This is a genomic window from Herbidospora cretacea, from assembly GCF_001570605.1.
GTDB lineage: Bacteria > Actinomycetota > Actinomycetes > Streptosporangiales > Streptosporangiaceae > Herbidospora > Herbidospora cretacea.
The window spans coordinates 78,959-103,693 of record NZ_BBXG01000023.1; the positions used below are offsets into that span (position 1 = coordinate 78,959).

Sequence of the window (24,735 nt, forward strand, 5' to 3'; positions counted from 1 at the left end):
CGCGGCGGTCGATCACCGCGAGAAGTGTTCACGGACGCGACCCACTTCGATCTGGAAGTCCTGCGAAGGCGGAAAGGAGAAGACGAACTCCCGCAGGCGATCGGCGCCTGATCCCCGTTCATCGTCTTCCGTGATGTCGCCGCAACACGCGTCCCTCATGGCGAGATACAACCGGGTGGGTCCTTCTCCGCCGTACCCCCAGGTGAACGGGGGAGGGAGAATCGCATCCCGAGGGACCGGGAGCAGGTCGTACGTGCCGTCCGGGAGACGTACGTAGACGGGTCGGCCACCGGCTCCCCCGGGATCCCGGGGGGAAACGATCACTGCCTCGTCCGGGAAGGCCGGATCGGGGCGCTGACATGGCCATTCGACGACGTAGTGGGCCACGCTTCGGCCGCCCGGACTGGTCACCGTCCACTCGGCCACCTTCCTTCCCCACGGGTCGACGCCTGCCCGGAACTCGCCGGGTCCGGGGAAGTGCCGGGCCCGTTCGCGGAGAGGGGCCAGCACCTCGGTGAAATCGGGGTCGGGGCCGGTCTGCCAGGTTACGGTCTGCAAATAATCGGAGTCCGCGGCGCCGATCACCCGGATGACGTCGCTGAGCACGTGGTCCCGGCGCCGGGAACGCCTGGCCTTGTCCGCTGGCGTTTCGGCCCACCACGATATGTGGCCGTACGCGAACCTCAAGGCGGCGACGAAGTCGTCGTCCTGCCGGAACACGTCGATGATGTCGAGTATGTCCGCGCAGATGGTCGCGCGTCGGGCCGGTGGGACGCCGGGCAGTTCGCCGCACTCCACGACCAGTGCGCGGTCGGTCTCCGGCAGCCGGGGGCAGGTCTCCTGGAGGACTCCCTGGGATTTCCGGCGCGCGGCCGAACAGGAGTAGGCCGATTCGATCGCCAGCGCCGCTCTGGCGATCACGCCAAGCGCCATGAGCACCACGTCGGCGACCGGGCCCGGCGGTGAGTTCCGCAGCACGGATCCCAGGGTCTTCAGATGCCGCACCGAGTCGCGGAGGTGATACGGATCCACGAGGACGGCGACCGGCGCGCCGGTGGCGATGTATTCCCTGACGGGATCCTTCTTGTAGGTCGATGCGACGAAGTGCTCCAGCTCCAGGCCGGTGTGCAGCCTGAACTCGTCGAGGGAGAGGTCTCGCCACTGCGGATCGGAGAACGCCGGGTGCTGGGACGCCTCCTTCTCGAGCTGATCGAGGCCACCGGCCAGTTGCCCGATCCGGGTGATCAGCGCGGCCCCTTTTCTCGCATCCTGGTCCAGGGTGAAGGTCACCCGCACCAGGGGATGCGTGGCGCGACGTGAACCGTCCTGCGGATAGTGGAGGTAGAACTCGAAGTCCTCCCCTCTGGGGAGATGGATGCGCGCTATCTCGGAGACGCAGGTCTCGATGATGCCCTGAGGTGTGATCGGCCGGTCCTGCAACTGCCCGGCGACGACGATCGTCCGCCCGCCGTCGTGCCAGATGCGTAAGTGGCATCCGATGTCCGGCCCGATCGTGTCGAGGAAGACCACGTCGTTGAAGTCAGGCGCCTTCACGGGACTCGCTCTCTCGGACGAAAAGCACGGAGAGACCGGGGGCGAGCGCCTCTCTCACGGCGCGGACCTCGGTCAGCGCCAGGGCGGAGTACAGATGAGCCCCGTTCTCGGACGCATCGGAGAAAGCCGGCTGATCGGCGCACTCGATTTCCGTGAGCAACGCCAGAGTCGTCATCCGGGCGCACCACCGCAGAGTTCTGCGCGTCTGCCAGTCCGCGTTCCGGTGGATCTCCCGATCTGTGGCGGCCCGCACCGAAGCATCCATCGCCAGGGCGAGCCAACCCAGCGGGCTGAGGTGGCCTCGCCGGCCCTCGACCGACCTGATGCCGGAGCGGACGGCTTCGACCAGCTGGTTTCCGCGGTCGAGATCCAGTGAGCTCAGGCGCAGGTCACAGGTGGTGATTCGGGTGCACGCTCTTTCCGCTGCGGCCAGATCCTCCTCGGTGACGCCCAGTTCTGCCGCCGCCTGCGCGGCCAGAGACTCGTCATGGCTGCCGGTGAGGTGGACCGCGAGAGAGGCCAGCCGGCCCGGCGGGAGATCGAGATCCAGGCGGCCGAGGAGCCTGGGGTCGAGCCTCCACGGCGGTCGCTCCGCGAGCACGTCATGCAGGGCGTGCCACATTCTCGTCCGGTGCGAACCGGGCCGGAGGATCACCTGGCACACATCGCGTTCGAGCTGCCGGCGGAGCCCCTGCTCCGCCGAGGTGCCCGGGGCCACGTTGGCAGTGGTGACTTCTCCGTCTCGCTGCCACATGTGGACTGGCTGATCACTGGTGAGGAGGTCTCTGGCCCATGTCGCCTCCGAGGTGGTCGGCAGGCGGAACCGGAATCGATGACCGTAGGACTTCTCGGCCCACGCGGCCAGATCGTCCAGTTCGGACGAGCGGATTCCCGACGCCGGGCCGCCGGGCCGTTCTGGAGAGCCGTCCGGCCAGTGGTCCAGAGGCTGGCGGCTGAACGACCGGTAGTCGTCGTTCGAGAGCGGACGCACCATGATCTGGCGCCTGGCGTCGAGGCTGACGACGCGGTCCAGATCGGCCGGCCAAGTCTCTTCGCGCAGGTGAACGGCGTCCCCCTCGTTCGATTCCGCGTGGCTGAGCAGTGGCTGCCGCCACCATGGGTCGGAAGGATCCGCCTCGGACACACCGGCCGTGTGCAGATGGCGAGCAGCGAAATGGTCCTGGAGCGCGGAAAGGGCGAACGAGACGTGCGGAACGGCGCCGACGTGCCGGACCTGGAGCACTCCGGCTCTGACCAGGGCTGCGGTGCGCCTGTCCTCGGCCATCGGAATGTGCAGGGTGTGCCGGCGCGTGGCTGTCACGGCGATCTCGGCCAGGAAGTCCATGGTTTCCGCGTCGAGGCGAAAGAGCCGGGCCGACAGTTCATCCCAGTATTCGGAGGCCGACGGAAGCCTGGACCGGCTCTGCCGGTATGTATCCGCGAAGGCCACCAGGTGATTCAGCATGGCCGGGTTTCCCACGCAGGCCCATAATCCCGGAAGACGGCGAACATGGTTCAGGAACTCGGCTGAGAACGCCTCTTCGACGCCGAGTGCGGTGGCGCATCGCCGCAGGAACCCTTCGACGTGTTCCGTCGTCAGCGGCTTCGTGGTCAGCCGGAGCACGGTGCCCGGGGGGACGAAGGCGGGGGCGTCCTCGAATCCGTCCGGGCGGCGATATGTGGTCACGAACGACTGCCGCGAGTACAGGGACATCTGTCTCCGCAGCCACGTGTGCACCGTGGTCTGGTCGTCCTCGCCGACATGTTCGAGCCCGTCGACCATGATGAGGGCGTGCCTTGTGCTGAGCCGTTTCTCGAACCACCGCGGCGGGACCGCGACCGGTAGCCCTCGGACCGCCGTGCTCAGCAGCGAGGCCAGGGAGGTCTCCGGATCCCGCGTTATCTCCGCGACGCTCTGTGGATTCAGTTCGAGCAGCAGGGGGAAGCGCCGCCGCGGGGTTTTCTCGTCCGCCGCCTGGACCATGACCCGGCTCAGTGCGGTGCTCTTCCCTGATCCGGGCGCTCCCGTCAGCAGGATCCGGACCGGTTCGGGTCCATGAATGAGGTCGGGAAGCGAGACGATCTCACCGTCGCCGATCTCCGGGGCGCAGAACAATCCGTTCGTCGGCGACGTTCCCGGCTTCAGGTCGACGTCGAGTTCGCTGACGGGAATGGTCGCTCGTCCCGCGACCACCGCGTAGCGCCGCATTTCCGCGATGTTCTCGCGGTAATAGCGCCCGTAGCCCGCCTCTGACCGGTTCCATCGAGGTCCGGCGGCTGCTTCCGGTGTGCCGCCGCTTTGACGTTGGGACATCACCTCGTAGGCACTCAGCCCAAGGCCTGCCACGGCGATGACCGCGGCCACGACGCTGCCTACCTGGTCGGCCACCTCGAGGTCCGCCGCAACGAAATAGGTGGAAAGGGCCGCCACGGCGATCACGGTCAATACCACACCGGCGCGCTTGGCGATTCGTGACGGCATGAGGTTATTATTCGGCACTCCGTGATCACCGGGTAGCTCTCCATTCGGCCCGTGACCGGCCCTCCGCCAACGCGCCGAACAGAGGGACGCAACGAAGTTGATCTATCACCTAGAGTGATCGACTATGGTTTTGGACGTCACCGGCCACGAGCCGGACTCTTTCACGTTGCCAGGTCTGGCCGCCGGTTCGTGGCGTGCCTTCGAAGCGCCGGTCCGCCCCGTCGACGTGGCGTCGTTCCGCTCCGGTGTCACGCGGTTGCTGGTGGCCAGCGACGGTTCGACCACCCAGTTGCTGGAGGCGTCCTTCACCGGTCCGCTGTCCATCAAGGTGCTGCGGCAGACGGTCACGCCCTCGGTGCACTCGACGTTGAAGGACCCCGCCCAGCTGCTCGGGCTGCCCGCCGGAGCCCCGGTCGTGAGCCGCTACTCGGCGCTGCTGGACAGCCGGGGCACGCCCGTGACGCTCAACCACGTCGTGGCCGTCCCCGACCCCGACTCTCCGATGGGCCGGATCGTCACCGACCCCTCCTACGGCATCGGCACGGCGCTGGCCTCCCAGCGCATCGAGCACCGCCGCCAGCTGATCTCCTGCGGGCTGGCCGACTGGCCCGGCGCGCTCGACCCCGCCTCGGCGGTGGTCAAGACGTATCTGATCTGGCGGGGTGAACGCCCGCTGATGTACATCCGGGAGCTGTTCAACCCCGACCACGTGTCCGCCTGGACGTACGAGCAGCCCCCGCCGGTCGCGACACCGGACGCGACCCGGGTCCATGACTACCGTCTTGGCTCCTCCGACGACGAGAAACAGCGGCTGCTGGCCCAGACCGACCTCCTCCGCCCGGCCGCGGCCGCCCTGTTCGAACGGCTGCCCCTCCCCGAGGGCGCGCGGGCGCTCGACGTCGGCTGCGGCCCGCTCGGCGTCCTCGACCTGATGTCCGAAGCGGTGGGGCCGGATGGGTGGGCCACCGGCCTCGACACCGACGAGCGCATGATCGGCTGGGCACGCGAGTCGGTGGCCGGCCTCGGTCTCGCCAACGTCGGCCTGGTCCACGGCGGGCTGCCCTCCCCGCAGGTGCCCGACGAGGGTGTCGACCTCACGCACTGCCGGCTGCTCCTCATCAACAACCTGCGGCCGGAGGAACTGGTGCGCGCGATGGCGGCGGCGACCCGGCCGGGTGGCTGGGTCGCCGCCCAGGAGTTCGACTGGGCGTCGTGGCAGTGCGACCCGCCCCACCCCGCCTGGGACCGGCTCAAAGCCCTGATCGCCGAGGTGTTCGGCGGCGACGTCCATGTCGGCGCGCGCCTGCCCACGCTGCTCAGGCAGGCCGGGGTTACCCAGGTCCGGGTGGCCGCGCACGCCTACTACTGGCGACCCGGCGACCGTTACCAGACCCTGCTGCCGCACTTCGCGGGCCTCTTCCACGACCGCATGGTCGCCAACGGCGCCTGCCCCGACACCCTGCACGCCCTGACCGGAGCCCTGCGGGAGCACCTCGCCCACGAGGACACCGTGGTGCGCGAGGCCCTCTTCGTCCAGGCCTGGGGGCGGAAGGGCGCCACGACGCGACCCTGACGCATTCTTCGCCATTGGCGGTTTCGATTCGCGCTGCAATTGACGGGCCGCTCGTTAAGGTGGCGCTAATCGAAAGAGGGGGTGCCGGATATGGGGCGGAAAGTCGTGACGGTATTTGCCTGCGTGATGGGCCTGTCGGCCTGTAGCGCTGCGGATTCTTCCGTTCGGATGCCGATGGAGCGCCCGAATTCAACGGTTTCGTGTACGTCTTTCTTCTGCCATATCGGCACCGATCCCGCCATTGTCGTCCACGACCTGGAACCGGCCAATCTGGGGTCGCTGAAAGCGCGCCTTTCCTGGCTGGAGAAGGAAGCGTGTCTGGTCGCGGTCGCCGACGGCAGGACCGTCGTCCCCGTCTGGCCCAGGAACACCACGCCCGTGCGCGCATCGGACGGCAGGCGCGGGGTGAACGCCCCGGGCCGGGGCGAGATCCTCGAAGGCGACACCTTCGAGCAGGGCGGGTCGTGGATCGCGGGGGCCGAGGTCGGGCAGACCTGCGGCGGTCACGACGAGTTCTTCGCCGTCGACAGTTTCGAGTCGTAGGAGCCGCGCGCGGCCTGCACCTCGGCGATGTGCGTGTCGGCCCAGGCCGTGATGGCGTCGACGACGTCTTCGAGGCTGTGGCCCAGTGGGGTGAGCTCGTAGTCGACCCGGGGCGGCACCACCGCGTGGACCGTGCGGGTGACCAGGCCGTCGCGTTCGAGGCCGCGCAGCGTCTGGGTCAGCATCTTCGGGGTCACCCCCTCCATCTTCCGGGCCAGCTCGGTGAAGCGGAGCGGGCCGCCGCGCAGGTGGGTGACGATCAGCATGCTCCACGCGTCGCCGATCCGGTCGAGGAGCTGGCGGCTCGCGCAGTCTCTCAGGCTGTCCACCTGCTCACTATCCTCCAGGTGCGTACCGCACTTCAAGGTGCCCGGTATCTCTTGGGAAGTATGTTCTGACCTGGTCTGTTCCCTCGTTCACGTGCACAACGAGAGGAACATCATGACTTACGTCGTCACCGGCGCCACCGGGCCCTTCGGGCGGCTCGCCATCCAGAGCCTGCTGCGCCGGGGGGTGCCCGCCGGCCAGATCCGGGGGCTCGGGCGGCAGCTCGACAAGGCGGCCGACCTGGGCGTGGAGATCCGCCACGTCGAATACGAGGACCCGGAGTCGCTCCGCCACGCCTTCGAGGGGGCGTCGAGGGTGCTGTTCGTGTCCGGCTCCGAGGTGGGGCGGCGGGCGGAGCAGCACGCCAACGTGGTGGCCGCCCTGGTGGAGGCGGGGGTGGAGCTGGTGGCGTACACGAGCATCCTCAACGCGCCCGCCTCCGCGATGGCCCTGGCCGAGGAGCACCGGGCCACCGAGAAGGTGCTGACCGAGTCGGGGCTGCGGACGGTGTTCCTGCGGAACGGGTGGTACTACGAGGTGTACACCGCCCAGCTGGCCACCTACCTCGAACACGGCGTCGCGGGGGCGGCGGGGGACGGGCTGATCAGCGCGGCGGCGCGGGCCGACTACGCGGAGGCGGCGGCGGTGGCGCTGACCGGGGAGGCCGAGCAGGACGTGTACGAACTCGCGGCCGAGGTCTTCACGCTGGCGACCCTGGCCGAGGAGGTCGCGAAGGCCTCGGGGCAGCCGGTGGAGTATGTGCCGCTCACCCCTGAGCGGTACCGGGAGGTCCTCATCGCGAACGGGCTGCCCGAGGGGATCGCCGACTTCGTGGTCGACATCGACCGGGGGATCGCGGCCGGGAGCCTGGAGACCACGAGCGAGGATTTGGCCAAGCTGCTCGGCCGTCCGCCGGTCACGCTGCGGGAGGCGCTGGCTCAGTAGGCCCAGGCCGGGCTGGTGCGGGCGGAGGTCCGCACCAGCCATCCGGCGCCGACGCCCAGCGCGGCGGTCAGGTAGGCGGCGATGCCCAGGTCGGTGACGTAGGCGACCGCCCCGGCGGCGGCCACGCCGAGCCACTCCCAGCGCCCGTCGAGGGCGACCAGGGCGACCAGCAGCAGGGCATACCAGGAGTAGCCGGGCGTGAGCAGCAGGAACGCCGCGCCGGTGACGGTCAGCCCGCCCTGCCAGGGCCGCGCGGGGTCGCCGTTCCAGATCGTGTACGCCCCCACCGCCGCCGTCGCCAGCGCGACCACCGGCAGCGCCCAGGCGTCCGGCACCAGCAGCCGGACCAGCCCGTAACGGTCGCCGGACCCGCCGGAGTAGCCCTCCTCGGTCGCGTATCCGCCCAGGTAGCCGAAGACGGACGCCTCCGAGGCCAGCACGTAGGGCAGGTAGGCGACGACCACCGCCGCCAGGGCCGGCAGGAGGACCGGCATGGCGTCACGCGGACGTCGTACACCCGACAGTGCCCCGGGAAGCAGGACGGCGGGGAAGAACTTCGCGGCGACGGCCGCCCCCAGCAACGCGCCTCCGGCGGCGCGCCGCCGGACCAGCACGGCGAGGGCGGCCACCGCCAGGAACACGCTCAGCACGTCGGCGTGGGCGTTGTTGACCGCCTCGACGGGGACCGCCGGGCACCACGCCCACAGGCACGCCCGCCGCGCCCCCGTCACCCGGACCAGCAGCGCCGTCGTCCCCAGCGCCAGCAGCAGACCGGCCACCTGGAGGGGCTTGTGGCGGGAGCCGGGGGGCGACAGCGCGTGGACCGCGAGGAAGTAGGCCTCGGAGACCGGCGGGTAGATGGTGTGCACCCACGGCCGGTTGATGCGGGTGCAGCCGCCGCCCCACAGCCACGACAGGTAGGCGGTGTCGCAGATCGGCCCGTCGGTGAACAGCCAGTCGTCGCGGAGCGCGGCCAGCTCGGAGGAGACCGGCGGATGGTCGTAGGGGGAGATCCCGGCCGCCTGCACCCGGCCGTCCCAGGCGTACCGGTAGGAGTCGGTGCTGGTCCGCGGCACCTCCAGCAGTCCCGTCGCCCCCACCACGAGCCCGCCCGCCACCACCAGCGCGGCGGCCCGGTGGGCGGGCACCCGCCCGAGCGACCACGCCGCCGCGGCGAACAGCGCCCAGCAGACCGCGTACCACCCGATCAGCCCGGCGGGGTCGGCGAGCTGGCCCGCCCGGGTGACGGCGACGGCCAGCGCGGCGGCCAGGGCGGTCAGCAGGGCGACGGTGAGTCTCACCGGGTCAGGGTGCCAGCGCCCCGGCGCGCCGGACGTGCCGCCGGGCCGGGCGCCCGCGTTTCGTGAGCCGTTTTTAGGCTCCGGCGCGATTCCATGGGGAGCTATGAGACCCACGCTTCCGCAGTTCAGAGGCCGGTTGCACGACCCGCGCACCGCCGTGGCGATCGGCAGGTGGCTCGGGACGGCCGTGCTCGTCTGCTTCCTGACGGGACTGATCAGTCACTTCCTCCAGCACCCTCCCGGCTGGATGGCCGGCCTGCTGCCCACCCGCCCCACGTGGGGCTACCGGCTGACCCAAGGGCTGCACGTCGCCTCGGGCCTGGCCGCGATCGTGCTCGTCATGGCCAAGCTGTGGACCGTCTACCCGAGGCTGTTCGCCTGGCCGCCGTTCCGCTCGCCCGCCCACCTCGTCGAGCGGCTGACCATCGCGCTGCTCGTCGCCGCGACGGTGTTCGAGCTGTTCACCGGGCTGATCAACATCCTCCAGTGGTATCCCTGGCCGTTCTCCTTCACCTCCACCCACTACGCCGTCGCCTGGATCGTCGCCGGTTCCCTGCTGCTCCACCTCGCCGTGAAGGCGCCGCTGATCAGGGACAACTGGCGGAGCAGGCCGGGCGTCGACACGGCCGACCGCAGGGCGCTGCTGACCGGGGTCGGCGCGGCCGTGGGCGCGGTCACGCTGACGACCGTCGGGCAGGCGGTCACCCCGCTGCGGGCCTTCGACCTGCTCGCGCCGCGCAACCCCGACGTCGAGACCCAGGGCCTGCCCATCAACCGGACGGCCGCCGCCGCCCAGGTCACCTACGCCTCGTCCGACGGCTGGGCGCTGGAGGTCACCGGCCCCAAGCCCTACCGGATCACGCTGGCGGAACTGAACGCCCTCCCGCAGATGGAGGTGCGGCTCCCGATCGCCTGCGTCGAAGGCTGGAGCGCCAACGCGTGGTGGACCGGGGTGCCCATCCGTGACCTGCTCGACCGCGCCGGGGTGCCGCGCGGCACGTCGCTGCGGGTGGAGTCGCTGGAGGTCTGGGGCTACTACCGGACGATGGAGATGCCCGCCCAGTACGCCGACGACCTGACCACCCTGCTCGCGCTGCGCCTCAACGGCGAGGTGCTCTCGCTCGACCACGGCTATCCGGCGCGGATCATCGCGCCGAACCGACCGGGCGTGCTGCAGACCAAGTGGGTCTCCCGGATCGAGGCGCTGTGAGGGCGCTGCGGCTGGCCCTCGGCGCGGCCGGGGTGGCCGGCATCGTGACCGGGCTGTTCTTCCTGCTGCCGCAGCCCGGCCTGTGGGGCGTGGTGGTCTGGTTCGCCGGGGCCATCGCCCTGCACGACGCGCTGATCGGCCCGCTCGTGCTGGCCGTCGGCCTGGTGGTGGCCCGGCTGCCCGACCGGGCCGTCGTGCGGGGGGCGCTGATCACGATGGGCGGGCTGGTGCTCATCACGGTGCCGGCGCTGCTGCGCCCCGGCCCGTCGCCGAACCCGACGGTCCTGGTCCAGCCCTACGGCCGCAACCTGCTGATCTGCCTGGCGGTCGTGGCCGTCGTCGCGGTCGTGCTGGTGGTGCTGCGCCGCCGGCGCTGAGCGAGCCGGGCGTGGAGGCCGCCGAACACGCCCCACGGGGCCAGGGCGGCCACCGCCTCGGCGTCGCCGGCGGTGTCGACGTCGCGCAGGCCCGGCAGGACGCCGACCGTCAGCCCCTTGTCGCGCAGCCGGGCGAGCTGGGCCGCCCCGGTCTCCGGCGCCGACATGGGCACCCCGAGCAGCAGCGCCGGGTCGGGTTCGGCCAGGCCGAGGGCCCAGAAGCCGCCGTCGTCGGCGGGGCCGAACCAGGCGTCGTGCCCGCCGAAGTCCAGACCGGGGCCGAGCAGGTCGGGCGTGACCTGAGGGGTGTCCATCCCGATGAGCAGCGCGGGCCCGTCGCAGGCCGCGAACGCGGCGGCCAGGCGCTCGTCGAGGCCGCCCTCGCCCTGCGCGCGGACCTCGAACCCGGCGGGCAGCCACTCCCCGGGAGACCCGGCCAGCACCAGGACGTGCCGGTCGGCGGGGGTGCGCAGCGCCGCGGCGAGGGTGTCGGCCAGCGCCGCCTCGGCGAGGGCGGCAGCCTCGACCGGGGTGAACGGCGGGGTCAGCCGGGTCTTCACCCGTCCCGGCACCGGCTCCTTGGCGATCACGAGAAGCGTCGTCACTCGCCCGGCACCCGCCGCTCTCACACCGCCATCCCGGCGGACGCCCGCTGCGGCGAGCGGGCGAACTCGGTCATGCCCGCCGCGAACCCGACCCTCGGCGCCCAGCCGAGCTCCCGCCGCAGCCGCGCCGAGTCGGCCGTGATGTGCCGTACGTCGCCGAGCCGGAACTCGCCCGTCACCACCGGCGCGGGCCCGCCGAACGCGGTGGCCAGCGCCGTCGCCATCTCTCCCACCGTGCGGGGCTGCCCGCTCCCGGTGTTGTACGCCTTATGGCCGCCCCCGGGCCGGTCGCCGATCGCGTCCAGCGCCCGCAGGTTGGCCGACGCGACGTCGGAGACGTGCACGAAGTCGCGCCGCTGGCCGCCGTCCTCGAACACCCGGGGCGCCTCGCCCCGCTGGAGGGCTGACCGGAAGAACGACGCGACCCCGGCGTAGGGGGTGTCGCGCGGCATGCCCGGCCCGTAGACGTTGTGGTAGCGCAGCGAGATCGCGGCGCCGCCGGTCGCGCGGGCCCACGAGGCGGCCAGGTGCTCCTGGGCGAGCTTGGTGGTGGCGTAGACGTTGCGCGGGTCGACGGGGGAGTCCTCGCCGACCAGCCCGGGTTCGAGCTCGGCCCCGCACCACGAGCACCTCGGCTCGAACCGGCCCGCCTCCAGGTCGGCGACGTCGCGCGGCCCGGGCCGGACCACGCCGTGCTGCGGGCAGGAGTAGCGGCCCTCGCCGTAGACGACCATGGATCCGGCCTGGACGAGCCGGTCGATCCCCGCGCGCGCCATCGCGGCCAACAGCACGGCGGTGCCGTGGTCGTTGCAGGACACGTAGCCGGGCGCGTCGGCGAAGTCCTTGCCCAGGCCGACCATCGCGGCCTGGTGGCAGACGGCGTCGACCCCCCTGAGCGCCTTCTCCAGTTCCCCGGCGTCCCGGACGTCGCCGTGGACGAACTCCGCGTCGGGCAGTGCTGGTTCGCCGGGATGGGCGGCGGGCAGCAGGGCGTCGTACACGACCGGTTCGTGACCGGCCGAGGCCAGTGCGGCGACGATGTGCGAGCCGATGAACCCGGCTCCTCCTGTGACGAGAACTCGCATGTCAGAGACGCTACGGAAGCGACGGACCCGGGCCGGGTTCCCGCGCCGTCAGGCCACCGCGGTCTGCAGCAGCGCCAGCCCCGCCAGCAGCGCCGGCCCCCGTGACAGTTGCAGGATCAGACCGAGCGGAGCGGGCCCGAACAGCCCGACGTCGACCACCGGGGCCGAGTAGTCGAGCGGCGGCCGGGTCGCCACCCGATAGACGACCCCGAGCACCCCGGCCGCCGTGATCGCCGCCATCAGCGGGGTGACGCCCGGCACCACCAGCAGCGTCGCGAGCGACCAGACGACCGCCCCCGCGGCGGGGACCACCAGGTGGGCGAGGGCGAGCTCGCGGTCCGACCCGCCCAGCGCCCGCCGCAGCGCGGGCGACCGGGAGACCACGCGCAGCCCGCCCGCCAGCCGGTCGACCGCGAGGAACCCGGCCACGACGTGGACCGCGGGGAGCAGCGGCGTCACCGCCGCGCCGTAGGGCGCCGCCAGCAGCGCCGCCCAGACGAGCAGACCGGTCGGGGTGCGCCGGATCCTGGCCAGCTCAGCCGTGATCAGCGCGGTGAACCGGCCGCCGCGGATGGCCGCCGGCCGGACCCGCCCGAGCGTCCGGGCCCGGCGCTCCAGCACGATCGTCCAGAACATCGTGACGTCGAGGGAGAGCGCGGAGGCCTGCGTCGCCGTGGCGAGCTCCGCCCCCGACGTCAGCCGCCCCCGCGTCATCGCCCCCAGCCGCCACCGCGCCAGCCCCACCGCCGCGAACGCGCACCCCAGCGCGACCGCCGCCGGGACGGCGACCTGAATGCCGGGATCGGCGAGCGCCGCCCCGGCGAGGACCCACGCCAGCACGGTCAGCACCCGCTGGACCGGCCGCGTCCCGAAGGACCCCGCCTGGACCAGCACGCACCCGCACGCCACCACCGCCCCAATCGCCGCCCAGGCGGTGAACCACGGTACGACCGGGACGGTCAGCCGGGTCACCGCGACGAACGCGAACCCCAGGAACAGGCACCCCGCCGCCCCCGCGGCCACCGCGGCGGCCAGATGCCTCCGCAGCGCTCTCCCCCGGTCGGCCGGGGTGCTCAGAACCCAGGTCCGGGCGGGCGCGCCGGCGTACAGAGGACCGAACCCGAGGAGCCCTTTGGCCAGCAGCACCACGCAGAGCCCGGTCAGGGCCGCCGCGACCCCCCGCCCGATCGGCGGCGCGGACCCGCCCGACAGCCCCGACGCCACGACCTGGGCCCCGATCGCGCCGAGCACGACCAGGTAGACGAGCCGCTCGGCGAGCGCCGCGACCCCGAACCGGGTCATGCGATCTCGATCGTGCGGTCGGCGACCGCCGCGATCAGATCGGGGTCGTGGGAGGTGAACAGGACGGCCACCCCGGCCGCCTTCTCCTTGCCCAGACGGTCGGCCAGCCAGGAGCGCCCGGGGTGGTCGAGCCGCTGCTCGGGTTCGTCGAGGAGCAGCAGGCGGCGGGGGCGCACCAGGCAGGAGGCCAGGCCGAGGCGGTGGCGCTGGCCGCTCGACAGGGTGACGGGAAGCTGGTCGGGGGAGAGGCCGAGTTCCCTCATCACGGCCGCCACGACGGCGGCCGGGTCCACGGTCCCGTGGGCGTGGGCGCAGAGGGTGAGATGGTCGACGACCGACAGGTCGGGGAAGTAGTCGGCGTCGTCGAGCAGGCACGCCATCGCGGCCCGGACCTCCGGGTCTGACTCGCGCAGGGCTCTGCCGTCGAGTGCGACGAGGCCGGAGTCGGCTTCCTCCAGGCCGGCGACGCAGGTGAGCAGGGTGGTCTTGCCCGCGCCGTTGGGACCGGCGACGGCGAGGGCCTCGCCGGGGGCCAGCGTGAAGGTGACGCCGGTCAGCACGGGGTGGCCGGCGTAGGACTTGCACAGGCCGGAGACGGTCAGCACCCACCCAGTATCGAGGCGGAGAAGGGCCGGGCGCCCTCCCCGGAGGGAGGACGCCCGGCGATATACGACAAGCGGTTCAGCTCACCAGCACCTGGTCGAAGACCGTCGTGTTGAGCTGTCCCGCCTCGTGCGAACAGACGAACAACCCGATGGTCGCCGCCCCGGCGATGGTCGCCGTGCCGATGGCCGTCCAGTCCTCGCCGTTCGCCGACCGGTAGGTCGTCACGGTCGAGCCGACCCGCGACACCCGCAACCACACCGGCGCGGTGGCGGCTCCGCCGCTCACGTCGGAGGTGAAGTTGGCCTGCTGGTGGATGCCGTTCGCCGGGGTGAGCATCACCGCGGAGTACGGCGACAGCGCCGTGGCGGCCGACTTGATCATCAGGCCCGACTTGGCCCAGTCGTCGGTGTTCTCCTGGCTGATCACCCGGGCCACGATCGTGCCGTTGGCCGGGAGGGCGCGGTAGACGTAGTGCATCTGGTCCGCCGTCCCCCACACGTCGCCGCCCGCGCCGGAGATCGTGAACGTCCGGCCGTTGACGCTCGCCGTGCCCGCCAGCGCGGGGCCGCCCACGTCGACGGAGCTCCAGCCGGACGGCAGCCCGGTCGTGTTGGCGGGGGTCACGGTCACGTCGGAGAACGTCGCCGTCGTCCGCAGGCTCCCGTCGTGGGAGACCGCGAACAGGCCGACCTGCGCGGCGGCGGCCATCGGCACCGTCCGGGCGCCGATCCGTGTCCAGGTCACCCCGTCGGCGGAGTCGAAACCGGTGAAGGTGTTCCCGGCCCGGACCAGCTTCAGCCAGACCGGTGCGTCCACGTCCGACCCGGCCACGTCCTGCTCGCCGGTCGTCTGGAGGTGCACGCCGTGGTCGGCGCTGACCAGCAGCCCGGCGTACGGCGAGCCCGCGACGGCGGTCTCCTTGAACATGATCCCGGCCTTGGTCCACGCCTCGGCCCGGGTCAGCGAGTTCACCTTCGCCACGATCGTGCCGTCGCCGGTGAGCGAGCGGCGGACGAAGTGCATCTGGTCGGTGGCGCCCCAGACGTCGTCGCCGCCCGCCGTGACGGTGAACAGCCCGCCGAGCTCGCCGGACGAACCGGCCAGGACGGGGTTGCCCACGTCGCCGCCGGTCCACAGGGCCGGGAGGCCGTTGTCGTCGGCCGACTCGAACGTCACGTGGTCGAAGGTCGCCGTGCCGAGCACGGTGCCGTCGCGGTGGGCGGTCACGAACATGCCCGCCGAGACGGTCTCCGGCAACCCGGGCAGGGTGTGCTGGCCGACCAGGGTCCAGGTCGCCCCGTCGACCGACCGGAACGCCTTGATCACGTCGCCCTCGCGGGTGAGGCGGGCCCACGCGTCCGGGAACGTGAACGGGCCGCCGACCACCGACGACGGGTCGGAGGTCTGGAAGTGCATCCCGTTCTCGGGGGTGACGAACAGGTCGGCGTACCCGGCGGTGCCTCTGATCATGAGGCCCGCCTTGGCCCACGGCGCGGTCTCCGACTGCGAGGTGACGCGGGCGGTGATCGAGCCGTCCCCGGTCAGCGGGCGGTTGAGGAACGAGTGCTCCTCGGTGTCGGCCCACACGTCGGTGCCGCCGCCGTTGACCGTGTACGTCCCGGTCGCGCTGTCGAAGGTCGCCGAACCCGCCGGGGTCGCGCCGTCGACGTCGGCCCGCGCCCACGGGGCGGGCACCGGGCCGACCGTCGACCCCTGGGTGACCTGGACGTTCTCGAAGACCGCCTCGCTCAGCGCGGTCATGTCGTGGGCGCTGACCCACAGGCCGATCGTCGCCTGGGCGGGCATCGTCAGCGTGGTGGTGCCGATCGCCGTCCACACGACGCCGTCCGCGGAGCGGTAGGCGGTGAAGACGTCGCCGGTCCTGGTCAGCTTCATCCAGCCGCCGAGCGACGGGTAGCCGCCGCCGTCGCCCTGGAAGCCGTACTGGAAGTGCATCCCGTTCGCGGGGGTCAGCGCCACCGCGGCATACGCCGCCATCGGGGTGGCCGACGCCTTGATCATGATCCCGGCCTTGGCCCACGGGTGGGTGTTCGTCTGGCCGGAGAGCTTGGCGATGATCGTGCCGTCGCCCTGGAGGGGCTGGAAGACGTACCGGAACTCGTCGGTCTGGTCCCAGACGTCGTTGCCGCCGCCCTTGATCGTGAACGAGCCCGCGTCGTAGTAGGTCGTGCCCGCGACGGTGCGGGGGCCGATGTCGGCGCTGGCCCACGGGGCCGGGGGCTGGGTCAGCTCCAGGAAGTCGGCCCGGTAGGTGGTGTCCTCGTCGGGCGTGACGATCGTGTGGGTGAGCGCGCCCTCGTCCGACCAGCCCTGCCAGGCGTACTGCTTGCCGCCGTGGAACTGCGTGGCCGGGGCGCTCAGCACCCGCTCGACGCCCACGACCGCCTGCTCCACCTTCGTCCCGGTGAACGGCACGCCGTCGACCGTGTACGTCGGCCCGAGCGGGTCGGAGGTGAAGGTCAGCTCGACCAGGTTGGGCTTCACGTCTGCGTATGAGGTGTGCTTCAGCCCGCCCGCGTCGGTGACCGTCAGCTGCACGCGGTACCACGTCGTGGCCACGTTGTCGGAGACGCGGGGGATGGTGAACGTCCCGCCGCGCACCCCGTCGACCGGCCCGAGGAACGGGTGCACGTGGTCGGCGTGGTGGAAGATCACCGACCACGAGAACGCCGAGGCCGGCAGGGCGCCGTCCTCGGGGTCGGTGCCGGTGGCGGCGTAGGTGATCGTGTCGCCCGCGTCGTAGGTGGACCAGGAGACGGGCGCCGTGATCGTGCCGGTCGGCCTGCGGTTGCCGACGGTGACCCGCACCGTGGCCTGCGTGGACTTCGCGCCGTCGCTGACGGTCAGCGTGACGTCGTAGGTGCCGTTGGTCGTGTACGTGTGGGTCGGGCTCGCCTCGGTCGAGGTCGCGCCGTCCCGGAAGTCCCACGCGTAGGTCACCTCGTCGCCCTCGTCGGGGTCGCCCGAGCCGAGGGAGGAGAAGTGGACCTCCAGCGGCCCGAGGCCGTCCGGCGGCGTCGCCGCGGCCTTGGCGATCGGGGCCCGGTTGCCGCCCGAGGGGGCGATCTTGTAGAGGGCGCCCGGGTAGATGTTGAGCTGGTACAGGTTCCCGTCGGGGCCGGTCGAGATCTGGACCGGCGTGCCCGCGTTCAGGTCGAAGTCGTTGACCGAGATGACGCTCTTGTACTCGGCGTCCATCTTCAGGTACTTGATGAACCCGAGCGTGTAGTCGGCGAAGAAGACCGCGTTCTGATACTCCGCCGGGAAGGTGCTGCCGGTGTAGACCTCCAGCGAGGTCACCGACCCGGCCGCGGCCGGGGGAGCGGTGTGCGGGTAGGTGTAGACCGGGTTGGCGTAGCCGCATCCGGCGCAGAAGCCCTCGGCGAGGGGCCAGCCGTAGTTGCCGCCCTTCTCGACGAGGTTGATCTCCTCCCACTCCGAGCCGCCCACGTCGCCGGTGAGGATCTTCCCGGCGTTGGGGCCGTTGGGCACGACGTCCCAGCGGAAGGGGTTGCGCAGGCCGTAGGCCCAGATGGTCCGTTCGGCCCCCGGCGTGCCGGCGAACGGGTTGTCCGGCGGGATCGAGCCGTCCCGGTTGATGCGCAGGATCTTGCCGTGCGGGGTGCCGAGGTTCTGCGAGTTGGGGTTGTAGGTGTTCATCCCCAGCGACCAGTAGAGCTTGCCGTCCGGGAGGAACCGCAGCTCACCGCCGTGGTGGAAGACGTTCGACGGCTGGTTCGACTGGACGAGCACCAGCTCGGAGGCCGGTGCGATGGTGTCGCCGGTGACGGTGAAGCGGCTCAGCCGGTTGAAGTTGTCGCTGCGGGTGTAGGCGACGTAGATGTGGCCGTTGACCGCGAAGTCGGGGTCGAGTTCGAGCCCGAGCAGCCCGCGCTCGTCGGCGTTGGCCGTCGGCACGGTGATCATCGGCGCGGTCTGCAGGACGCCGTTCTTGATCAGCCGGATCGCGCCGTTCTTCTCGCCGACGACGATCCGGCCGTCCGGCGTGAACCGGAAGGCCGTCGGGGTGTCGAGGCCCTCCGCGAGGAGGGTCTTGTCGAACTCCACCGGCGGCGCGGCGTGCGCCGCCGTGGCGGGGACGAACAGCAGGGCGGCCAGGAGGAGTAAAGCTGCGAGGGTGCGCATGGTGGTACCTAGTCGGTGAGGGCAGGCAGGGGGGCCTTGACGGGCTGGCCGGCGGTCTCTTCCTCGTGCGCCGACGCGTGGTCGACCAGACCGTGCTCGGTGAGCTCCCAGTAGTGGCGGCGCGAGGGGCGCAGGAGCTGGAAGAAGGCCTTGTAGGCCGCGACGCTCATCAGGCCCCAGTAGAGGGGCACGGTCAGCATCGCCCGGACCGCGCGGTGGAGCCCCCGCTCCATGCAGCCCGTCATCAGGCAGTACATCATCAGGAAGTTGCCGAGGATCATCGTGAGCACGCCGAGATAGAGCACGACGGCCGGGAAGAGCGCCTCGATGTACTGGGTGCCGGTGAAGACGTAGATCAGCGTCATCACCCAGAAGAACGGGTTGACCAGCGTGGTGAACGTGGAGAACCCGAGGGTCAGGTGGAAGGCGATCCAGCGGCGGGTGCCGAGCTCACGCCAGAGCTTGACCGGGTGGCGGGTGTGCACCAGCCACGTCTGGATGTAGCCCTTGATCCACCGCGACCGCTGGCGCACCCAGTTGCCCAGGTGGCTGTTGGCCTCCTCCTCGGTGACCGACACCATCATCCGCACGTCCCAGCCGCGCCGGGCGATGCGGATGCCCAGGTCGGCGTCCTCGGTGACGTTGTAGGAGTCCCAGCCGCCCAGCGCGCGCAGCGCGTCGGTCCGGAAGTGGTTGGAGGTGCCGCCCAGCGGGATGGCCAGGCGGTGCCGGTCCAGGCCGCGCAGGGACAGGGAGAAGTTGGTGGCGTACTCGGCCGCGAAGCACTGGGTGAGCCAGTTCGTCCACGGGTTCCAGTACTGCAGTTCGGCCTGCACGCACACCACGCGGTCGGCCAGCAGCCGGAAGGCCAGCACCGACTTGCGGAGCTGGTCGGGGTCGGGCCGGTCCTCGGCGTCGTAGATGACGCAGAACTCGCCGCGCGCCTTCTCCAGCCCGACGTTGCATGCCTTCGGCTTCGTCTTCGGGATGGAGTGGGGGATGATCACGACCTCGAACTGCGGCAGCAGGTCGATGGTCTCCAGGGCGCCCCGGGTGGCGTCGTCGTCCTCCTCGATCAGCAGCAGGATCTGCAGCTTCTCCGGTGGGTAGTCCATCTGGGACAGCCGCTTGAGCAGGAACGGCAGCACCTCCGCCTCCCGGTGCAGCGGCACCAGGACCGTGTAGAGGGGCAGCGCGTCGCGGGGGATCGTGTCGATGTCGGAGGGCTCGAACCGGAGCACCGGCGAACCCCACGCCCCGAACACCATGGCCAGCTTGAACGCGATCACGGCGACGTAGACGGCGGTCACGATCGCGACGGCGGCCTGGCCGTACCAGACGGGGCCGGGGCCCCAGCCGGTGACGACGTGCAGCGCCACGGCCGCGGCCAGCAGGGCGATCACCAGGGTGCCGGTGACCGCCTGGCCCCGGCTGAGCAGCCGGCGCGCGCTCAGTTCGTCGGGGATTTCGGCGGTGGTGTTCATCGCACGGGCTCCGTTCGGATGGCGCGGTAGATCAGTCGGTCGGCGTCCTGGTAGAGGAGCTGGTAGTTCTCGTTGAGGACCGGGGTGGCGTGCAGCGACTTGTAGACGCCGTCCTCCGAGCCCTCGGAGGAGCGCATGTAGATCCAGCGCACCCTGCTCTCGACGGGGTCGGCCAGCGCCGGTTCCCACATCCGGAACGAACCCTCGTAGATGATCTCCCCGAGCGGCAGCTGCGACTGGAAGGTGACGAGCTCGTTGCCGAAGTTCTGCATGAGCACCCGGCCGCCGTCGTAGTTCTCCTTCAGCCACGTCGCCGACCCGACGTCGATCCGGCCGCCGGGGGAGTTGAGATAGGCCACCGGCTCCTCCAGCGTCTTGGTCCCCGGCACCGCCAGGACCGTGGCCGCCAGCGCCACCGCCACGAGCGGGCGGGCGTTCTTGACGTACGCGGCCAGGAAGCCCAGGAACACCGCCGCGCCCAGCGCCATGACCATGCCGAACCGCACGTTGTAGAGGTCGCCGTGGATCTCCGCGACGTGCAGCGGGCGCTGCCCGGCGTACAGCGTGAAGATGTAGAACGGCAGGAACGCCAGCAGCGCGTACGGCGCCAGCGTGGCCGCGTGGATGCGGTGGCGGGCGAAGTAGAGGACCACGCCCAGCGCCGCCAGCCCCAGCGTCACCCAGCCGATGTCGTCGGCCATCGCGATCACGTAGGTCTGGGCCGAGACGACGATGTCGCCGACCGTCTGGTCGCCCGAGGACACCCAGAGGGACGGCTTGGCGTACTCGCCGGTCTGCCAGTAGAGCGGATTGCCGAAGATGATCCAGTTCCAGCCGCACCAGGCCGCGATGCCGCTGTAGGCGATCACCGAGAAGAAGATCAGGTTCGCCTCGATGTGGGTGTAGCCGCGCCAGCGCCGCAGCGCCGTGTAGCCGACCACGCAGGTCACCGCGAGGCAGAGCACCCATCCCTCGTAGCGGGTCAGGGTCGCCAGGACCGTCCACATCGAGGAGAGGGCGATCTGGCCGTAGCGGCCGGTCTGGCACCATTCCTGCAGGTGGTAGACCGCGCCGACGATGCAGGCGAACAGCAGCGACTCGGTCATCGGGGTGGCCTGCAGGTAGAGCGCGTTGGTGTTCAGGGCGAACACCGCGGCCGCCGCGACCCCGGCCCAGCGGGTGCCGGCCATGCCATGGGCGATCTTGTACAGGTACCGGACGGTGATGACGTACGAGGCCATCGAGACGATGCTGGAGGCCATGCCCGTCGTGTAGAACCACTCGATCCACACGAACGGCACGGCCAGGACGTGGGGCAGGGGAAGCCACACGCCGCCGAGCTGGGCGACGCCCGCCGTCGGGCTGTCCACCACGCGCGCCGCGATGAGGACGTGCGAGACCGCGTCCTTGTAGCTGAGGACGACGCCCTCGTTGAAGTAGTAGACCGCCGCCACGACCGACAGCACGGCGGCGACGCCGGTCACCACGGCCAGCAACGGGTCGCCGGGGGTGAGCGCGCGGCGGGTGCGGCGCCACTTGAGGCCGTCTCTGACCAGGTCACGGTAGACGCCGGCCAGGCTGGTGAGCGACCTCAGGATGACCCGCAGCGACGCGCCGGTCTGGTGGCCGTGCTGACGCGGATAGTGGCTGACCGGGTGCTCGACGATGCGCGTGTGGCCCGCGCCGATCTTGGCGAGCAGCTCCGGCGAGATCGCGGCGGCCTCGCCGGTCAGCGTCAGGTCGTCCAGGAGCTTGCGGTCGAGCAGTTTGTAGGCGCAGTCGACGTCCCGGCTGTGGGTGCGCAGCAGCACCCGGTTCAGCTGGGTCCAGATCCAGGCGTTGACCGTGCGCATGAACGGGTCGGCGCGGTGCTTGCGGTAGCCGATCACTCCGTCGGCGCGCTCGTCGCGCTGCACCCGGAGGAAGGTCAGCAGGTCCTCGGCCCTGAACTGGCCGTCGGAGTCGGTGAGCAGGATGCGCCGCATGTCGGTCCGGTCGAGGGCGGTCGCGATGCCGGTGCGGACCGCTCCGCCGTAACCCTGGTTGACCTGGTGGTGGACGGCGATGACGCGGCCGGGGTAGAGCTCGGCGAGCTCGTCGAGCACCCGTCCGGTCGCGTCGGGGGAGCCGTCGTTGACGACGACGATCCGGTGCTCCATGCCGGCGAGCGTGGTGAGGAAGTCCTCGACCGTCGCCCGCAGGTTCTCCTCTTCGTTGTACGCCGGCATGACGACGGTCACGCCTTCGGTGTACAAGCGCGCGGCTCGGGGCGGCGCGCCAGGCATTTCGAGGGTCACGCGAGGGCCTCGGCTTTCTCTGGGGCCTTCTCACGGGTGGCGAATACGAATTTGTCACAGATGAGATAGGTGACAATCGTGCCGATGAGGACACCGGCCGCAGCGGAAATGAGAGTGGGCAGGTATAGGTGTGCGAGGGCGAAAACGCCCGTATTGACAGCGAGTGAGAGCAGTGCGGTGCCGTTGTAGCTCGACCATCGCCGGACGGTGAGCGGGAAGCGGCGGTCCCCCCAGGTGAACTTCGAGCTCAACACGAAGTTGAGCTGTGCTGACAGGAGAAAACCGATGGCATCGGCGGCGGTCCAGGGGACGGCGGCCGATGCCATTGCGGTCATCGCGAGGTACTGGACTCCGAAGCAGAAACCACCCACCAGGAGAAATCGCACCACACGTAAGTGATAATCCGGAACAATCGCCACTCGTCCCCCACGGCTTGTGCCTGGTGATCGCGGATTGGTACGTGCCAAGCGTCATGAAGTTTGGTGACGTACGCGGAATGGCGGCGTTATCGCGGCGTGAACTATAGCTAGCGGCAACTTCTACAGAGAAGTTAAGTATGTGAACCTCTGACACGGGCGGATGACGCACACCCGATTTGTCCTGCCTCCGTGTGGAACGGTCCCGGCAGGTCAGGCCGATGGTCCGGAAGTCGGCGCAGTCAGGGCCGGACTAACGGTGGCGCGTCCTGGCGGGCGTGGGGGACCCGCCAGGACGCGCACCGCTCCGTGCGTCGCGGCGAGGATGCCGACGACCCCGGCGAGGGATGGGGTCGTAGGCGCCGCTAATCGCGCGGAGTCATTGGGGCACCGTCGTCTTCGTCGAGCGGTGCTCGGTAGTGGCGCTGGATCAACCGGGCCGCGCCCACCGGGTCGTCGGAGGGATGTGTCATCTCGCGACCATCCTCATTCCAGACGAAGGACCCGTGCTTGCACCAGACGGTCAGATCGGCCGATACCGACAGAACGGACATGCCATTTGCGTTGCTCTGGTAGGTGTGGGTGAAGCCCTGACGATGCAGCGCGTACCTCAGGAGTCGCGTCGCCTCACAGGGATCGCGCCAGGGCAGGTAAGGCCTACCCGCACGGACCGCCAACACCGGCCCACCCCCATTGGATGGATTTGTACCAACGTTTGGATAATGCGGCGCTCGCGCCGTGGGGTCAAGTGGTTGTTCCAAGTTAGACCGAGATCGTCTAGATTTGTTGGCACAAAAGGGTGGATTGAGGAAAGATGGCACGATCGTCGCTCTACCAGCAGGTGGCCGCCGAACTTCGCCGGGCCATCTACTCGGGCGAGTTCCGTCCGGGTGATCAGATCCCCACCGAGACCGAGCTCATGGACGGCCACCAGGTCAGCCGGAACACGGTCCGGCTGGCCCTGGGCGAGCTGGAGAACGAGGGCCTCATCCTCCGCATGCGCCGGCGTGGCACCTTCGTGCGCGAGCGCCGCCCTCTGCTCATGCGTCCTCAGGACGAGCTGTTACCCCTGGGCGGCGACCTGCCGCGCTTCGACGCGTTCGTGCACGCCGTCACCTCCGAGGGGCGCGTGGCCGAGCAGAACATAGAAGTGCAGATCGTCCAGCCGCCCCATGACGTCGCCACCCGCCTCGCGATGGTCGAGGACGACGCCCTCACCGTGGTGCGCCGCCGCCTGCGTTACGTGGACGGTCAGCCGTACAACACGAACGACTCCTTCTATCCCCTCAGGCTGGTCGCCGACTCCGAGATCGTGCGCCCCGGGAACATCACCCGGGGGGCCAATCGGGTCCTGGAGGAGCTCGGCCACCCCCAGGTCCGCTTTGTCGACGATATTTCGGCACGTATGCCGACTCCAGATGAATCGTCGCGCCTGCAGCTCGAACCCGGTACACCAGTTGTCGTGTATGTCCGAGTTGGGTACGACCTCGAGGAACTGCCCGTCCGGGTCGCCGTGTCGGTTCTCCCCGCCGACAAGCATCTGATCAGGTACGAGCTGGAACGCCATTGACCGAACTCAGGCCGTCCTTCTAGGACCGCCTCACCTGTGGTCGCGCCGCGAGCGCCCCCCGGGCCGCGCCCGGGGTGGCGCCAGCCTGTGCGGGAAACGCCGCCACCGCAGGTACCAGGCCTGCCTTCTCGCGCGAGGCCGGTAATCACGGGCAGTTAGCCCTCCCTTTCGTCCAATCAGGTCGCGCTGTAGAGGCGACGGATGCCGTGCGCACCTAATTGGTCACTCTCAGTAATCACAGGTAAACCCGCAGCAACGAAGGGATCCCCCATGCGCATCGACACCCTCAACCTCTCCGCAGAACTTGTGCTTCGGCGGGCGAGCGGCAGCGACCTGTCCGACGTGCTCACTCTTCTCGCGGAGACGGCCCGGTGGCTCAACGGCCTCGGGGTCCGGCAGTGGCCGACCGGCGGTTTCCCGGCGGCGCGGATCGAACCCCTCATCGACGAAGGAGTCCTCTACGTCCTGACCGACGGTGACGGAACGGCCGCCGTGATGGCCCTCGACGACCACGCCGACCCGGAGTTCTGGACAGCCTCCGACCGTCCGGAAACCGCTTTCTATGTCCACAAGCTGGCGGTCGCCCGCGGCCGTTCGGGCCAGGGACTGGGGGAGGTCATGCTCGACTGGGCCGGCCTGCGGGCCGTGGCGGCCGGGCGGCGGCACGTGCGGCTCGACTGCTCCAAGGAGAACGCCCGCCTCCAGGGCTACTACCTGGGGCAGCGCTTCCGTCACGTCCGCACGGTCGATCTCCCGCACCGCGCGTCGGGGGCGCTGTTCGAGCGTCCGGCGGGTCTGCGGGGCGGCCGGACGGACGTCAGGGTGCGCGATCTGACGTCGGCGGGCAAGGTGCTGACGTCCCTCTGAGAAGGCGCCTCCCGACCCGCTACT

19 protein-coding genes are annotated in these 24,735 nt (G+C 70.6%); 7 read left to right on the forward strand and 12 right to left on the reverse strand.

Annotated features, from left to right (window positions below; translation table 11 throughout):
- Positions 1-12 precede the first annotated feature (12 nt).
- Both AW270_RS32425 and AW270_RS32430 read right to left on the reverse strand, forming a co-directional pair.
- Positions 13-1,554, reverse strand: coding sequence for a hypothetical protein (locus AW270_RS32425; RefSeq protein WP_061299948.1), 1,542 nt, complete (start codon positions 1,552-1,554; stop codon positions 13-15).
- Entirely contained in the window at positions 1,541-4,036 is a 2,496-nt protein-coding gene (locus tag AW270_RS32430) for an NACHT domain-containing protein (RefSeq protein ID WP_082801995.1), read from the reverse strand. The genes AW270_RS32425 and AW270_RS32430 overlap by 14 nt, the downstream gene beginning before the upstream one ends.
- A 124-nt stretch (positions 4,037-4,160) precedes the next feature.
- On the opposite strand from AW270_RS32430, the gene AW270_RS38145 reads away from it, so the two are divergent.
- Positions 4,161-5,609, forward strand: a complete 1,449-nt coding sequence (locus AW270_RS38145) for a chorismate pyruvate-lyase family protein (protein ID WP_082801996.1) — start codon at positions 4,161-4,163, stop codon at positions 5,607-5,609.
- A gap of 90 nt (positions 5,610-5,699) precedes the next feature.
- Complete coding sequence (locus AW270_RS32440) at positions 5,700-6,152, forward strand: hypothetical protein (protein ID WP_157522942.1); 453 nt, start codon at positions 5,700-5,702, stop codon at positions 6,150-6,152.
- Here AW270_RS32440 and AW270_RS32445 read toward each other — a convergent pair.
- Positions 6,113-6,481: a winged helix-turn-helix transcriptional regulator gene (locus tag AW270_RS32445; protein WP_245674971.1), complete on the reverse strand. Its 369-nt coding sequence runs from the start codon at positions 6,479-6,481 to the stop codon at positions 6,113-6,115. The genes AW270_RS32440 and AW270_RS32445 overlap by 40 nt on opposite strands.
- A 112-nt stretch (positions 6,482-6,593) precedes the next feature.
- Between AW270_RS32445 and AW270_RS32450 the strand changes: the two genes are divergently transcribed.
- Positions 6,594-7,424, forward strand: a complete 831-nt coding sequence (locus AW270_RS32450; RefSeq protein WP_061299993.1) for an NAD(P)H-binding protein — start codon at positions 6,594-6,596, stop codon at positions 7,422-7,424.
- Here AW270_RS32450 and AW270_RS32455 read toward each other — a convergent pair.
- Entirely contained in the window at positions 7,418-8,725 is a 1,308-nt protein-coding gene (locus AW270_RS32455) for a glycosyltransferase 87 family protein (RefSeq protein WP_061299953.1), read from the reverse strand. The two genes, AW270_RS32450 and AW270_RS32455, sit on opposite strands and share 7 nt — an antisense overlap.
- Positions 8,726-8,828: 103 nt before the next feature.
- On the opposite strand from AW270_RS32455, the gene AW270_RS32460 reads away from it, so the two are divergent.
- Both AW270_RS32460 and AW270_RS32465 read left to right on the forward strand, forming a co-directional pair.
- On the forward strand, positions 8,829-9,935 hold the full coding sequence (locus tag AW270_RS32460) for a molybdopterin-dependent oxidoreductase (RefSeq protein WP_061299954.1): 1,107 nt from the start codon (positions 8,829-8,831) through the stop codon (positions 9,933-9,935).
- On the forward strand, positions 9,932-10,312 hold the full coding sequence (locus AW270_RS32465) for a hypothetical protein (protein WP_061299955.1): 381 nt from the start codon (positions 9,932-9,934) through the stop codon (positions 10,310-10,312). The genes AW270_RS32460 and AW270_RS32465 overlap by 4 nt, the downstream gene beginning before the upstream one ends.
- On the opposite strand, the gene AW270_RS32470 is transcribed toward AW270_RS32465, so the two are convergent.
- The 8 genes from AW270_RS32470 to AW270_RS32505 form a co-directional block, all read right to left on the reverse strand.
- Positions 10,231-10,917 carry a TIGR04282 family arsenosugar biosynthesis glycosyltransferase gene (locus tag AW270_RS32470; RefSeq protein ID WP_082801997.1) on the reverse strand — a complete coding sequence of 229 codons (687 nt, stop codon included), beginning with the start codon at positions 10,915-10,917 and terminating at the stop codon, positions 10,231-10,233. The two genes, AW270_RS32465 and AW270_RS32470, sit on opposite strands and share 82 nt — an antisense overlap.
- Before the next feature lie 20 nt (positions 10,918-10,937).
- On the reverse strand, positions 10,938-12,002 hold the full coding sequence (locus tag AW270_RS32475) for an NAD-dependent epimerase/dehydratase family protein (protein ID WP_061299956.1): 1,065 nt from the start codon (positions 12,000-12,002) through the stop codon (positions 10,938-10,940).
- A gap of 48 nt (positions 12,003-12,050) precedes the next feature.
- Positions 12,051-13,304, reverse strand: a complete 1,254-nt coding sequence (locus AW270_RS32480; RefSeq protein ID WP_061299957.1) for a DUF6297 family protein — start codon at positions 13,302-13,304, stop codon at positions 12,051-12,053.
- Positions 13,301-13,909: an ABC transporter ATP-binding protein gene (locus AW270_RS32485; protein WP_063819415.1), complete on the reverse strand. Its 609-nt coding sequence runs from the start codon at positions 13,907-13,909 to the stop codon at positions 13,301-13,303. The genes AW270_RS32480 and AW270_RS32485 overlap by 4 nt, the downstream gene beginning before the upstream one ends.
- Positions 13,910-13,985: 76 nt before the next feature.
- Positions 13,986-18,077 carry a PQQ-dependent sugar dehydrogenase gene (locus AW270_RS32490; protein ID WP_063819416.1) on the reverse strand — a complete coding sequence of 1,364 codons (4,092 nt, stop codon included), beginning with the start codon at positions 18,075-18,077 and terminating at the stop codon, positions 13,986-13,988.
- Positions 18,078-18,085: 8 nt separating this feature from the next.
- The gene (locus AW270_RS32495) at positions 18,086-19,561 is read right to left on the reverse strand and encodes a glycosyltransferase (RefSeq protein WP_082801998.1); all 1,476 of its coding nucleotides are present in this window, start codon (positions 19,559-19,561) and stop codon (positions 18,086-18,088) included.
- A complete protein-coding gene (locus tag AW270_RS32500) occupies positions 19,558-21,801 on the reverse strand; it encodes a glycosyltransferase family 2 protein (RefSeq protein WP_218009398.1) in 2,244 nt (747 codons plus the stop codon). Before AW270_RS32500 ends, AW270_RS32495 begins: the two co-directional genes overlap by 4 nt.
- A 53-nt stretch (positions 21,802-21,854) precedes the next feature.
- On the reverse strand, positions 21,855-22,277 hold the full coding sequence (locus AW270_RS32505; RefSeq protein WP_169807404.1) for a GtrA family protein: 423 nt from the start codon (positions 22,275-22,277) through the stop codon (positions 21,855-21,857).
- Positions 22,278-23,088: 811 nt separating this feature from the next.
- On the opposite strand from AW270_RS32505, the gene AW270_RS32510 reads away from it, so the two are divergent.
- Complete coding sequence (locus AW270_RS32510; protein ID WP_061299959.1) at positions 23,089-23,844, forward strand: GntR family transcriptional regulator; 756 nt, start codon at positions 23,089-23,091, stop codon at positions 23,842-23,844.
- 270 nt (positions 23,845-24,114) lie between these two features.
- Positions 24,115-24,711, forward strand: coding sequence for a GNAT family N-acetyltransferase (locus tag AW270_RS32515; protein ID WP_063819417.1), 597 nt, complete (start codon positions 24,115-24,117; stop codon positions 24,709-24,711).
- Positions 24,712-24,735: the final 24 nt, after the last annotated feature.